The sequence below is a fragment of the Methylobacterium sp. P3_A11 genome (assembly GCF_056403155.1).
On sequence record NZ_JBFUGA010000033.1, the window covers coordinates 15,727 to 28,406 of the forward strand.

The 12,680-nt window shown below is 72.9% G+C and carries 13 protein-coding genes; 6 read left to right on the forward strand and 7 right to left on the reverse strand.

Annotated elements, in window-relative coordinates:
- Positions 1-123 precede the first annotated feature (123 nt).
- From AC1DXK_RS12675 to AC1DXK_RS12695, 5 genes are all read right to left on the reverse strand, one after another.
- Positions 124-2,400: a xanthine dehydrogenase family protein molybdopterin-binding subunit gene (locus AC1DXK_RS12675; RefSeq protein WP_457107342.1), complete on the reverse strand. Its 2,277-nt coding sequence runs from the start codon at positions 2,398-2,400 to the stop codon at positions 124-126.
- 172 nt (positions 2,401-2,572) lie between these two features.
- Positions 2,573-3,613 (reverse strand): FAD binding domain-containing protein, encoded by a 1,041-nt coding sequence (locus tag AC1DXK_RS12680; protein WP_457107341.1) that lies wholly within the window; start codon positions 3,611-3,613, stop codon positions 2,573-2,575.
- Complete coding sequence (locus tag AC1DXK_RS12685) at positions 3,610-4,104, reverse strand: (2Fe-2S)-binding protein (RefSeq protein ID WP_042673359.1); 495 nt, start codon at positions 4,102-4,104, stop codon at positions 3,610-3,612. Before AC1DXK_RS12685 ends, AC1DXK_RS12680 begins: the two co-directional genes overlap by 4 nt.
- 115 nt (positions 4,105-4,219) lie before the next feature.
- Positions 4,220-4,450, reverse strand: coding sequence for a hypervirulence associated TUDOR domain-containing protein (locus AC1DXK_RS12690; protein WP_457107340.1), 231 nt, complete (start codon positions 4,448-4,450; stop codon positions 4,220-4,222).
- 229 nt (positions 4,451-4,679) lie between these two features.
- Entirely contained in the window at positions 4,680-4,943 is a 264-nt protein-coding gene (locus AC1DXK_RS12695) for a hypothetical protein (protein ID WP_457107339.1), read from the reverse strand.
- A 162-nt stretch (positions 4,944-5,105) separates the two neighbouring features.
- Between AC1DXK_RS12695 and AC1DXK_RS12700 the strand changes: the two genes are divergently transcribed.
- The 3 genes from AC1DXK_RS12700 to AC1DXK_RS12710 all read left to right on the forward strand — a co-directional run bounded on the left by AC1DXK_RS12700 (position 5,106) and on the right by AC1DXK_RS12710 (position 8,632).
- Positions 5,106-6,335, forward strand: coding sequence for a sensor histidine kinase (locus AC1DXK_RS12700; protein ID WP_457107354.1), 1,230 nt, complete (start codon positions 5,106-5,108; stop codon positions 6,333-6,335).
- Between the two features lie 100 nt (positions 6,336-6,435).
- Positions 6,436-7,569 carry a hypothetical protein gene (locus AC1DXK_RS12705; RefSeq protein ID WP_457107338.1) on the forward strand — a complete coding sequence of 378 codons (1,134 nt, stop codon included), beginning with the start codon at positions 6,436-6,438 and terminating at the stop codon, positions 7,567-7,569.
- A gap of 262 nt (positions 7,570-7,831) precedes the next feature.
- The gene (locus tag AC1DXK_RS12710; protein WP_457107337.1) at positions 7,832-8,632 is read left to right on the forward strand and encodes a MetQ/NlpA family ABC transporter substrate-binding protein; all 801 of its coding nucleotides are present in this window, start codon (positions 7,832-7,834) and stop codon (positions 8,630-8,632) included.
- Positions 8,633-8,917: 285 nt separating this feature from the next.
- Here AC1DXK_RS12710 and AC1DXK_RS12715 read toward each other — a convergent pair whose 3' ends face one another.
- Positions 8,918-9,121 carry a DUF1289 domain-containing protein gene (locus AC1DXK_RS12715; protein WP_457107336.1) on the reverse strand — a complete coding sequence of 68 codons (204 nt, stop codon included), beginning with the start codon at positions 9,119-9,121 and terminating at the stop codon, positions 8,918-8,920.
- Between the two features lie 88 nt (positions 9,122-9,209).
- Here AC1DXK_RS12715 and AC1DXK_RS12720 point away from each other — a divergent pair, with 88 nt between their 5' ends.
- The 3 genes from AC1DXK_RS12720 (at position 9,210) to AC1DXK_RS12730 (ending at position 11,080) form a co-directional block, all read left to right on the forward strand.
- On the forward strand, positions 9,210-9,488 hold the full coding sequence (locus tag AC1DXK_RS12720) for a metal/formaldehyde-sensitive transcriptional repressor (protein ID WP_457107335.1): 279 nt from the start codon (positions 9,210-9,212) through the stop codon (positions 9,486-9,488).
- A 9-nt stretch (positions 9,489-9,497) separates the two neighbouring features.
- Complete coding sequence (locus AC1DXK_RS12725; RefSeq protein ID WP_457107334.1) at positions 9,498-10,616, forward strand: nickel/cobalt efflux transporter; 1,119 nt, start codon at positions 9,498-9,500, stop codon at positions 10,614-10,616.
- A gap of 128 nt (positions 10,617-10,744) precedes the next feature.
- Complete coding sequence (locus tag AC1DXK_RS12730; protein WP_477297938.1) at positions 10,745-11,080, forward strand: PadR family transcriptional regulator; 336 nt, start codon at positions 10,745-10,747, stop codon at positions 11,078-11,080.
- A 252-nt stretch (positions 11,081-11,332) separates the two neighbouring features.
- Here AC1DXK_RS12730 and chrA read toward each other — a convergent pair whose 3' ends face one another.
- Positions 11,333-12,577: a chromate efflux transporter gene (gene chrA, locus AC1DXK_RS12735; RefSeq protein ID WP_457107332.1), complete on the reverse strand. Its 1,245-nt coding sequence runs from the start codon at positions 12,575-12,577 to the stop codon at positions 11,333-11,335.
- Positions 12,578-12,680 lie beyond the last annotated feature (103 nt).

Here is a 12,680-nt window from a genome sequence, read left to right on the forward strand (position 1 = left end):
TCCGCGCTGCTGCGGCGGCCGCCGGCCGCCAGGTGGCATGCCCCATACTAAAAAATCCCGGGCGACGCGACGCGCCCGGGACGGGATCGGACCGCGTTCGGCGCGTGCGAGCGACCCGTTGGCTCAGCCCAGCAGCTTGTCGAGGGTGATCGGCATCGCGCGGACCCGCACGCCGGTGGCGTGCCAGACCGCGTTGGCGATGGCGCCCACCGTGCCGGTGATGCCGATCTCGCCGACCCCCTTCACGCCGAGATTGTTCACCACCGCGTCGTCCTCGTGGACCAGGATCGCCTCCAGGGCCGGAATGTCGGCGTTCACCGGCACGTGATACTCGGCGAGGTTGTCGTTGAGGAAGCGGCCGGTGCGCGGATCCATCTCGGCCCGCTCGTGGAGGGCGAAGGACAGGCCCCAGATCATCCCGCCGTAATACTGGCTCTGGACGAGGCGCGGGTTGATCACCCGGCCGGCCGCGAAGGCGCCGGTGAGGCGGCTCACCCGGATCTGGCCGAGATCGGGATCGACCTTCACCTCGGCGAAGACCGCGCCGTGGGCGTGCATGGCGTAGGAGGCCTGCGCGGCCGGGTCGGCGCCAGCCTTGCCCTGGCCCTCGATGCTGGACCGGCCGGCCCGCCGGAGGATGTCGGTGAACGACTCGCTCCGGCCCGAATCGTCGCGCCGGGTCAGGTGACCGCCCGCGGCGGTCACGCCGGCATTGCCCGCCCCGTAGAGCGGCGAGGCGGGGTCGTTGGTGGCGAGCTCCGCGAGTTGCCGGATCACGTCGCCGGCCGCCGCGTGGACCGCGCCGCCCGCCGTGGCGGTGTGGCCCGAGCCGCCCGCGATGCCGGCATTCGGCAGGTCGGAGGACCCCATCCGGAAGGTGAGGGCGTCCATCCCGATCCCCAGCCCGTCGGCGGCGATCTGGGCCAGCGCCGTCCAGGCACCCTGGCCCATGTCGATCGCCCCGAGTTCCACCGTGCCGGTGCCGTCGGCGCGGATCTCGGCCCGGGCCAGCCCCTCGAAGATCAGCGCCGGGAAGGTCGCGGTCCCCATGCCGGTGCCGACCAGGAACCCATCCCTGTCCCGCGTCTGGCGGGGCTGCAGCGGGCGCCCGGCCCAGCCGAAGGCCTCCGCGCCGCGCCGGTAGCATTCCCGCAGGGCCTTGGAGGAGAAGGGCTTTCCGGTGATCGGCTCGACCTCGGCGTAGTTGGCGAGCCGGAAGTCCAGCGGGTCCATGCCGAGTTCGTGGGCCATCTCGTCCAGCGCGCTCTCCAGGGCGACGCTGCCGGTGGCCTCGCCGGGCGCCCGCATGAACAGCGGCGTGCCGGTGTCGAGGCGCACCGCCTCATGCCGGATGGCGATGGCCGGGCTCGCGTAGAGGGTGCTGGTCGCCCGGCCCGCCGGCTCGAAGAAGTCGTCGAAGCTCGACGAGGCGGTGCGGATGTGGTGGTCGAGGGCGGTCAGCTTGCCGGACGCGTCGGCGCCGAGCCGGATCGTCTGCCGGGTCGGCCCGCGATGGCCCATCGGGCCGTACATCTGGGTGCGGGTCGGAACCAGCTTCACCGGTCGGCCGACGAGCTTGGCCGCCATGCAGGCGAGCACCTGGGGCCCGGCCGGCACGCCCTTCGAGCCGAAGCCGCCGCCGAGATAGGGGCTGTCGATGTGGATGTCGTCGGGGCGGATGCCGAACAGGCCGGCGAGCCGCCCCTGCGACATGGCGAGCGCCTGGGTCGGCATGAGCAGCGTCAGCCGGTCCCCGTCCCAGCTGGCCACCGCCGCGTGCGGCTCCATCGCGTTGTGGTACTGGGCCGGCGTCTCGTAGGTGGCAGCGATCGTCCTGGATGCGGCCGCGAGCCCGGCCTCGACGTCGCCCTCGGTCTCCACCGGTGGCGCGCCGACGCCGACCGAATCCGGCGTGAAGGCCTCACCGGAATCGAGGCCGATCCGCGGCGTCTCGGCCGCGTAGGTCGGGGCGAGCAGCCGGGCGCCTTCGGTCGCCGCCTCCAGGGTCTCGGCGATCACCACCGCGATGGGCTGGTTGGCGTAGCGGACCCGGTCGTTCTGCAGGAGGTCGAGGCGGAACGTGAACGGCCCGTCCTTGGCGTCCGGGTCCTTGGCGAGCGCCGGGGCATGGCCCGGCCGCATCACCGCGACGACACCCGGATGGGCCTCGGCAGCGGCCACGTCGAGGCCGGTGACGCGGCCCTTCGCGATCCGGGCGACGCAGAGCGCCGCGTGGAGAGTCCCGGGGGGCAGGTTGTCGGCGGAGAAGCGGGCCTGACCGGTCACCTTGAGGGGACCGTCGCGCCGGGTCAGGGGCTGGCCCATGCTGGAGCCGTGCCGGACCGCGCCGGCGGGGAGGTTCGAGGCGGGCGTGTTCGATGGCGTGGAGGTCGCGGTCATGCGGGTCTCCTCAGAGGGTTCCGGTTGAAGCCTTCGGTTGCGGTGACCCGCTCCGTCATCACGAGCGGAGCGAAGTGACCCAGGGCAGCGCGACATCGGGCATCGTAGCGCCGCCTGGGTTGCTTCGCTCCGCTCGCAAAGACGGCGCCGGAGCTGCCGACCGGGGGCAGGGTCAGACGATGCCGAACGGGGAGGCGGGGAGCGCCGGGATCCGGGCGGGCGTCCCGGCGGCGGCCAGGGTCAGCGCACGGACCGCCACCCGCCGGGCGAGCTCGATCTTGAAGGCGTTGACTTCGCCGGTGGGCTTGGCGCCGGCGAGCGCGGCGTCGGCGGCCTTCGCGTAGGCCTCGGGGGCGGGCGCCTGTCCGGCGAGCGCCGCCTCGGCCTCCGCCACCCGCCAGGGCTTGAGCGCCAGCCCGCCGAAGGCGAGCCGCGCCCGGCCGATCCGGCCTCCCTCGAGGGTCAGGGCGGCGGCCGCCGACACCACCGCGAAGGCGTAGGAGGTGCGGTCGCGGACCTTGAGGTAGCGGGCATGGGCTCGGAAGTCGGCGCCCTCCGGGGGCAGCCGCAGGGCGGTGATCAACTCGCCGGGCCGCAGGTCGGTCTCCCGCTCCGGATGGTCGCCGGGCAGGTGGTGGAAGGCCGTGAGCGGCACCGTTCGGTCACCGTCCGGCCCGGCGATCTCCACCACCGCGTCGAGGGCGGCGAGCGGCACGCAGAAATCGGACGGGTGGGTTGCGATGCAGTGCGCGCTCCAGCCCTGGACCGCGTGGATGCGGGTGGCGTGCCCCAGGGCCGCGCAGCCGGAGCCGGGCGCGCGCTTGTTGCAGGGCGAGACCGCGTCGGTGAAGTACGGGCAGCGGGTGCGCTGCATCAGGTTGCCGCCGACCGTGGCGGCGTTGCGCAGCTGCGCCGAGGCGCCCGCCAGCAGGGCCTCGGCCACCATCGGGTAGGCCTTGGCGAAGGCGGGGTCGTGGGCGAGGTCGCTGTTGCGCACCAGGGCGCCGACCCGTGTGGCCCCGTCCGGCAGCCGCTCGATAGCCGAGAGGCCGGGCAGGCGGGTGATGTCGACGACCCGTTCCGGGGTGGCGACGCCGCCCTTCATCAGGTCGACCAGGTTGGTCCCGGCGGCGAGATAGGCCGTGCCCGGCTGCCGCCCGGCCGCCACGGCCTCCGGCACGCTCGCGGGGCGGATGTAGTCGAAGGTCCTCACGCCGCGTCCTCCCGCTGCTCCGAGGTCCGGGCAGCCGCGTCCTGCACGGCGTCCAAGATGCCCGCATAGGCGCCGCAGCGGCAGAGGTTGCCGCTCATGCCCTCGCGGATGCGTTCGGGATCGGTGCCGGCCTGCCCCTCGCGGATCAGCCCCACGGCGCTCATGATCTGGCCGGGGGTGCAGAAGCCGCACTGGAAGCCGTCATGGGCGATGAAGGCCGCCTGGACGGGATGGAGCCGGTCGCCCTCGGCCAGCCCCTCGATGGTCAGGATCTCGGCGCCGTCGAGGCTCGCGGCCAGCGTCAGGCAGCTGTTGATGCGCCGCCCGTCCACCAGAACCGTGCAGGCGCCGCACTGGCCGCGGTCGCAGCCCTTCTTGGCACCGGTCAGGCCGAGGCGCTCGCGCAGGAGGTCGAGGAGGGTGACGCGTGGATCGTCGAGGGCGATCTCGCGCGGCTGCCCGTTCAGGGTGAGCCTGAGGGGAATGGTCATGCGGGGGTCCCGGCTTGAAGGCTGGAACCGTTACAGATAGCCGCCGCCCGGCCCTCGGCGAGGCCTCAACCGGGAGGCGATGTGCGCAAGCTCACGGTCCGTGCCGGTTGCGCGGTTATGCTGACTTGACCGTCACTTCCGAAGTCGACTTCAGCACCGTCTTGCCCTTGGTGGTCTTGATCTCCACGGCCGGCTCCGCCTTTGAGGCCGCGCGCTTCACGGTGTTGCCCTTGATGGTCTTCTCGACGTCCTGGGTGTGGACCTTGGTCACCTCGCCCGAGACGCTGCCCTTGCCCCACTTGTAGGTGACATCGTCCCCGGTCTTCACCTTCGCCTTGGCGGTCATGCGCGTCTCCCTCGTGGATGCGGGAACAAGCGGGCCGGGGCAGGGGCGTTCCCGGGTGTCCACGGCCGGGATGCCGCAGGCACGCGGCCAGACCGCTTGGCTATCGGCCTCCTGTCACGGAGACGCGCGGTCGCCTTTCAGCAGGCCAGACGGCGACGGCGCGCCTTCGCAGCCGTCGCGACGCGCCTGACCGTTTCAGGCGCCCAGTCGACGGCTGAGGACCAGGCCCTCAGCGGCCGACCGCCCCCCGCAGGGCCGCGACCATCGTCTCGACCGCCGCCTGCGCGGTTTCGCCGAGGTCGATCTGGGTCGCGCCGGCGGTCACGAGGCCGCGCCCTTCCAGCTCCTGGACGCCCTCCGAATCCGCCTCGTGGCCCGCGCCGTCCCGGCGGATCACCGCGGTGACCTTCTCGCCGCTGACGAGGCGGTGATAGGCCGCGAAGGCGAGGATCGAGAGAGCCTTGTCGGAGAGTGCGTTCACGTCGTCGGCCATGATGGTTGTCCTCGCGCACCGGTCCCGGGTCGGGTTCGACGGACGAACGCCCTGCGGGGGCGACGGCTCCGGCGGCCGCCAGGGGTGCGACGACGGGTGCGACCGTCGCGGCGGCCGCGCGTCGCCCGAGCCCCGCCTTTTTGCTACTCTGCCGCCCGCATGATGCCGAACACCGACCAGACCGAAGTGGAACCCAGCCCCGAGATGGCCGGTGGACCGGAACCCCACGACCTCGACTATCGCCTGCGCCAGCAGGCGATCCTGTCGGAGTTCGGCGTCGAGGCCCTCCGCGGCACCGATGTCGACCACCTGCTGCAGCGGGCGGCGGAGCTGTGCGCCGAGGGCATGGGCGCCGAGTTCTGCAAGGCCCTGGAATACCGGCGCGGTGCGGACACGCTGCTGGTGCGGGCCGGCGTCGGCTGGGGGCCGGACGTGATCGGGAAGGCCCGGGTCGGGGCCGACCTCGCCTCCCCGGCGGGCTTCGCCCTCAAGACCGGCCGGCCGGTGATCTCGAACCACCTCGCCGATGAGACCCGGTTCCGCACGCCGCAGCTCATGGCCGACCACGGCATCCGCCGGGCGATCAACGTGCTGATCGAGAACCGGGACGGGGCCTTCGGGGTGCTGGAGGTGGACGACACCCGCGAGGGCATGTTCGCGGAGGCCGACATCGCGTTCATGCAGGGCTTCGCCAACCTGCTCGGCGGCGCCATCGAGCGCCAGCGCACCGAGAGCCTGCTGCGCGCGGCGCTGGCCCGCCAGGACCTGCTCGCCCGGGAGATGAGCCACCGGGTCAAGAACAGCCTCGCCATCGTGGCGAGCCTGCTCGCCCTCCAGGCCCGCGCCGCCGAGGAGCCCGCCGTGCAGGCGGCCCTGACGGACGCGCGCAGCCGGGTCGAGGCGATCGCGGGCGTCCACGACCAGCTCTGGCGGGAGGGTGACGGGACGGCCGATGACGGGGAGGGGGTCCCGGGCGAAATCGACCTCGCGCCCTTCCTGGAGAAGCTGGTGGCCAACCTCGACAGCGGCGCGCCGGGCCTGCGTCTCGCCTGTACGGCCTGCCCGCAGCGGATCTCGGCCGACCGGGCGATCCCGATCGGCCTCCTCGTCAACGAACTCGTGACCAATGCGCTGAAATACGCCTACCCGCCCGCGACCCACCCGGAGGGGGGCGAGATCCGGGTCCGGGCCGAACGCCAGCTCGACACCCTCGTGGTCGAGGTGGCCGACGACGGGGTCGGGCTGCCGGCGGGGTTCGAGATCGGCCGCGTCTCGAAGAGCCTCGGCATGCGGGTGATCGGCAGCCTGACGCGCCAGCTCGGCGGCAGCCTGACGACGCCCGCCCCCGGGCGGGGCGCCTGCTTCCGGCTGGACGTGCCGATGACCCAATGAACGCCTGCGCGGCGCGGCACGCGCCGCGGCCGGGACTGGACAAATGTCCCGCGCCGTCGCGATCTGCGCGCGACGGGCTGGGCGAGACAGAGCGGATGCAGTGACCGGGATCAGGGATGCGGCGGCGATCCTCGCCGAGCGGCTCCACGCCTTCCGGAGCCTGGGCGACAATTGCGAGTTCGGGTTCGTGCAGCGCTACGGCGGCGTCGAGCCCTCCGGCCTGCTGCGCTTCTCCTACACGCCGATGGAAGACCTGATCCGCGGCCTGCGCTGCGGGTTCTCGGATTTCGGCGTGCCGGGCGACCTGCGGCTCTCCGTGAGCGCGGGCGGCACCTATTACTGTCACAGCTGCGCCTACAACATCTGGGCGAATACCGGGCACCCGGCCGGCTCGATCGCCCCGGAGCTGCTGCTGGAGCGGGAATACGGCCGGCTGGCCCATCTCAAGGGCAAGCTGCTGGACGACCTCGCCGACGGCTCGAAGATCCTGGTGCGCAAGGTCGGCCGCGACGAGGCCGAGGCCGACTTCGCCCGCTTGGCCGAGGCGGTCTGGGCGCACGGGCCCTCGACGCTGCTGCGCGTCACCGAGGCCGGACCGGACTGGCGTCCGGAGCCGGCCCGGCGCGTCGCCGACCGCCTGATCGCGGGACGGGTCCGCCGGTTCGCGCCGGTGGAGCAGGCCTGGGAGGTCGACCTCGAACCCTGGATGCACCTCGTGGACGGCGCCTACGCGCTCGTGCGCGGGGCGGCGCCGAGCCGCCTCGACGCCACAGCCTTCCCGCAGGCGCTGGCGCTGCCGGGCCGCCTGCGCCGCCATGTCGGCCGCCACCGGGAGGAAGCGCTGAGCGCCTACACCCGGGCGGTCGACCCGGCCGGCTTCCGAAGCGAGGCGGTCCACGTGTTCTCGAGCTGGGTGTGGATCCCGGAGGATTTTTCCGGGACGCGGGTCTTCGCGGCGGCCGGCTACGCGCGGCTCGGCTGGCGGGATGCGGACCTGTCGCAGCGCGGCTGCTGGCAGCGCGTCTGGGCCGCGGGGCGGCTGCGGCCCGAGGCAACGCGCGAGCCCGTCGGGCTTGGCATGATCGGCACCAACCGGGACGCGTTCTGGTCCGCCGGGGCGCGCTTCGCCGAAGGACCGATTCCGGGGGATGAGCCCGCGCCGGCGTTGCGGATGCCGCCCGCCCGCTTCCCGGGCCGGGATCTCCTCGGCCGGCTGCGGCCGCGGTTCCTGTAGCATCGTCGGCGCCGGGTCCCGACATCGACCCGGCGGGACCGTCCACACGCCCACGGGACACCGACGAGGGAGCGTCCGGGCAAAGTGGACGATCGACTCAGCGAAGATGGTCTCCCGTAAAAACCTACCCCTCGTCGGCTCGACCGCAGGATTTACGCCTGCGTTCAGGGGAAAAATCGACGCATTCATTTTCTTGATCTTGACTTCACATCGAATAAAACTTGGCCTCCTCCGCTGTCGCGCAAACCATCTGGCCGGCCTCATGCGTGTCCCGTCCCGCCGCCTCGTCCTGGCAGGCACCCTGAGCCTTGTTGTCGGGGGGGCGGCCCGTGCGGCCGGGCCGCCCCTGCGCGTCGTGGCATCCTCGGTGCCCCATGCGGAGATCCTGCGCTTCGTGAGCGAGACCCTTGCCCCCGGCTTTCCCCTGACGATCATCGAGATCAGCGGTGACCTGCGGCCGAACGCGCTGCTGCGCGACGGCGATGCCGACGCCAACTTCTTCCAGCACGTGCCCTACCTGCGGGCCGAGGAAGCCGCGCTGGGGATCCGTTTCGCCGTGGTGGCCACGGTGCATGTCGAGCCCCTCGGGCTCTATAGTCGACGCGCCAAGGCGCTGGCCGACCTGCCCAAGGGAGGCGTCATCGCCCTTCCGAACAACGTGTCGAACGCGAGCCGGAGCCTGAAGCTGCTCCAGGAGAACGGCCTGATCCGCCTGCGGCCGGGCGGGGAGGGGATCCTGGCGACAACCGACGACATCGCCGAGAACCCGAAGGCGTTCCGCTTCGTCGAGATCGACGCGGCGCAGGTGCCGCGCTCCCTCGACGACGTGGCGCTCGCGGTGATCAACGGCAACTCCGCGCTGGAGGCGGGGTTGGCGCCGGCCCGGGACGCCCTGGCGCTGGAACGGGCGGACGGCAATCCGTACGCGAACGTCCTCGTCACCACGGAGGTGCTGGCACGCGATCCGCGCATCCTGCGCCTCGTCGACCTCCTGACTTCGGCCGAGGTCGCGGGCTTCATCCGGACGCGCTATCGCGGCTCCGTGGTGCCGGTCCGCGCCTGACCGGACGTCCTGTCCGCACCCAGGACCCGGGCCGGGGTCCGGCCGGCCGGCGTTTCGGTCCTGCGTCGGGTCGACCGCCCGGGGCAGCAGCCGTCAGACAGGGCAGGGGGAGCCTGCCTCGGGTGACAGCGCGGTGGCGCGCAGGCGCCCTCACCCGCGCGGTCGTCGTCCACCTCTCCCACCGTCACGTCCGGTCCATCGCGATCGCCAGGCTCTCGATAGTGCGCGCGAGGCCCGACGGGCGCCCGCGTCACGCATTGCGGCCGCCGCTCCGCACGAGGGTCTTCAGGACCCGTCGGCACCCGTCCCGGCCCGTACGCCGGTGATCTGCCGGATCCGCCGCGGCAGGTCGCGAACGAGGGCGGTCCTCCTGTAGGGCGCCATCTTCCGCCACGCGCGGATCTCCAGGACCGTGCGGCCGCAACCGAGGCACCAGCCGGTGCGCCCGTCCCACTGGCAAACCCCGATGCAGGGGTCGTCCTTCTTCATGTTAGGGCTCCGCACGTCACGAGGACCATCAACCGCTCGACACATATAGGGTACCCCCCTATATATCACGACGACGAGGAAGCCCCCGATGGCCCACACGATCAAGGACAAGACCAAGCTCCTGGCGCGGGTGCGCCGGATCAAGGGACAGGCGGAAGCCGTCGAGCGGGCTCTGGAGGCCGAGCTCGGCTGCGCCGACGTCCTGATGCTGGTCGCCTCGATGCGCGGGGCCATCAACGGGCTGACCGCCGAGCTGATGGAAGACCACATCCGCCACCACGTCGTGAACCCGGACGTCGAGCCGGACGCCGAGCGCGCCCGGGGCGCGGCCGAGCTGATCGAGGTGGTGCGGACCTACCTCAAGTGACGAGATCCCATGACCTCCTTGCCTGACCTGCTGCAGCAGGGGACCGCGCATGCGTGGCTGTTCGTGCCGAGCGCGATCCTGCTCGGCGCCTTGCACGGCCTGGAGCCGGGCCACGCGAAGACGATGATGGCCGCCTTCATCATCGCGGTCCGGGGCACGGTGACGCAGGCGGTGCTGCTGGGGCTCGCGGCCACGCTCTCGCACACGGCGGTCGTGTGGGTGATCGCGCTGGGCGGGCAGTACGTCGGCCAGGAATGGGGCGGCGCGGCGAGCGAGCCGTACTTCCAGCTCGCCTCCGCGGTCGCCATCGTCGGCATCGCGCTCTGGATGGCGTGGCGCACCTGGCGCGCGCAGCACCACGACCATCACCACCATCACGACGAGGCGAGACGCGTCGCGACCGAAGCCGGAATCCTGACGCTGGAACTGTTCGAGGACGGCGTGCCGCCGCGCTGGCGGGTGCGGGCGGAGGGGGGCGCGCTGCCGGCCCCCGGGACCATGACCGTCGAGACGGTCCGGCCCGATGGCGGCCGGCAGACGTTCGCCTTCGCGAACGGGGGCGACGTCCTGGAGAGCCTGGAGACCGTCCCCGAGCCGCACGCCTTCACGGCGCGCCTGCACCTGAAGGGGCCGGCCGGCGCCGAGACCCATGAGGTTGCCTTCGCAGAGCACGACCACGACCATGGACACATGAACCTGGGCGACGAGGACGACGCCCATGCCAGGGCGCATGCCCAGGACATCCGCCGCCGCTTCGCGGGCCGGCCGGTGACGACCGGTCAGATCGTCCTGTTCGGCCTGACCGGCGGCCTGATCCCGTGCCCGGCGGCCATCACGGTCCTGCTCCTCTGCATCCAGCTCAAGCAGTTCAGCCTGGGATTCGCGCTCGTCGTCTGCTTCAGCATCGGCTTGGCGCTCACGATGGTCTCGGCCGGCGTCATCGCGGCGCTCAGCGTCAGGCACGTCGCCTCGCGCTGGTCCGGATTCGGCGGTTTCGCCCGCCAGGCGCCCTACGCCTCGGCCGCCCTGATCGTCCTGGTCGGCCTCTACACGGGCTGGCTCGGCTGGGAAGGCCTCCATCATCCCGCGGCCACACAGGCAGAGAGCGCGTCGAGCTGGGCCGGTTGACCGACAGTCCTCCGCGACGGCAGGATCTCCGGCATCGCCCCGCCGGCGCGCGGCCGAGAGCCTGCCGAACCCGGTGCGCACGACCTTTGCCCTGTTCCTCGCGCCGGGTTATCCGCGACCTTGGTCACATGGAACACCAGGATCTCCTGGCTGGCTTCGTCCGGCTGCACATCCTCCACCACGCGGCCGAGGGCGACCTCTACGGCCAGTGGATGATCGCGGAACTGGGCCGGCACGGCTACACGCTCAGCGCCGGGACCCTCTACCCGATGCTGCACGCCATGGAGCGCCGGGGGTACCTGACCTCACGGATGGAACGGGCCGGCCGCAGCCAGCGGCGGATCTACCGCGCGACGGTATTGGGCTGCGAGGCCCTCGCCCTGGCGCGCGAGCGGATGCGCGAGCTGTTCCACGAGGTGCTGCCGCGCGAGGAACCCGACCGGCGGGGCACCTCGCATCCCTGACCGTCGCCGTCGCGCGCGACGGGACAGGTCTCGTCCTTCGCCCGGTCCGCCGACCCCGAGGTCGCCGATCGGCCTGCGCCGGTGCCCGACCTCGGACAGGTCGGCATCGGCCCGCTCGGAAGCCGCCTCCCGGTCGGAGTCGGGACTGCGTGCCGCCCCCGGCCCGCGACCTGGCCCGCAATCCCCGTCATCGCAGGCCTCGAGCCCCGGCCGGATCGGGCAAGGCGGACTGGATCCTGGCGGCGGGGCCGGTCAGAGCAGGGCCAGGGCGACGCCGCCCAGGGCCGTGAGCGCGACGACGATCCACGGCGGGACCCGACCGACCGTGAGCAGCACGAAGGCCAGCACGGCCACCGCGACATCGCGGGGGTTGCCGACGGCACTGGTCCAGACGGGCTCGTAGAGCGCGGAACCGAGGATGCCGACCACCGCCGCATTGGTGCCGCGCATGGCCGCCTGGGCCATCGGACGCGTCCGGAACGCGTCCCAGTAGGGCAGCATGCCGTAGACCAGCAGCAGCCCCGGGAGAAAGATCGCCACGAGCGCGATGGCCGAACCGACCGCCCCGTGGGGTGCCGGCCCGGCGACGGCCCCGAGATAGGCCGCGAAGGTGAACAGCGGGCCGGGCACGGCCTGGGCGGCGCCGTAGCCGGCGAGGAAGGTGCCGGGGCCGACCCAGCCCGGGGCGACCACCTCGGCCTGCAGCAGCGGCAGCACCACGTGGCCGCCGCCGAACACCAGGGCGCCGGAGCGATAGAAGGCGTCGAACAGGGCCAGGGACTGGGCGTGCAGGCCGGCGGCGAGGAGGTGAGGCACGACGAGGAGCAGGGCGAAGGCGATCAGCGCCGCAGCCCCTGCCCGACGGGACACCGGGAACGCGAGGTGCCCGGCTTGACCCGGCGGCGCCGCGCGGCAGAGGGCGAGGCCGGCGACGGCCCCGAGGACGATGGCCGCGAGCTGCCCGACCGAGCCGGCCACGAACACGGTGAGGAACAGCGCCGCCACCGCGATGCCGGCGCGCGGCCGGTCCGGCGCCAGGGAGCGGGCCATGCCCCACACCGCCTGCGCGACCACGGCGACGGCGACGAGCTTCAGGCCGTGGATCGCGCCGTCGGCGACCGGGCCGGACAGCGCGGCGGCTCCGTACGCGAAGGCGAGCAGCAGCAGGGCCGACGGGAGGGTGAACCCGGCCCAGGCGGCGAGCCCGCCGAGAAGCCCGCCACCCCGCAGGACGCCCAGCGAGAAGCCGACCTGACTGGAAGCCGGCCCGGGCAGGAACTGGCAGAGCGCCACCAGGTCGGCGTAGGCGCGCTCGTCCAGCCACCGCCGCCGGGTGACCAGCGCGTCGCGGAAGTAGCCGAGATGCGCGATGGGGCCGCCGAACGCGGTCAGGCCCAGCTTGAGGAAGGCGAGGAACACCTCGCCGACGGAGCCGGCAGGGCCAGCCGACGCCTCGTCGGCACGCCGCGTCTCAGCGGTCGGGGGAGCATCGGCCATGGTCCGTCTCGGTCCGTCTCGGCAGGCGGAGGGGGGTTCGCGGACGTCCAGGGTTCGGCGTCCCTCGCAGGACGGCCTCCCCCGGCGCCCCATCGAGCACCGG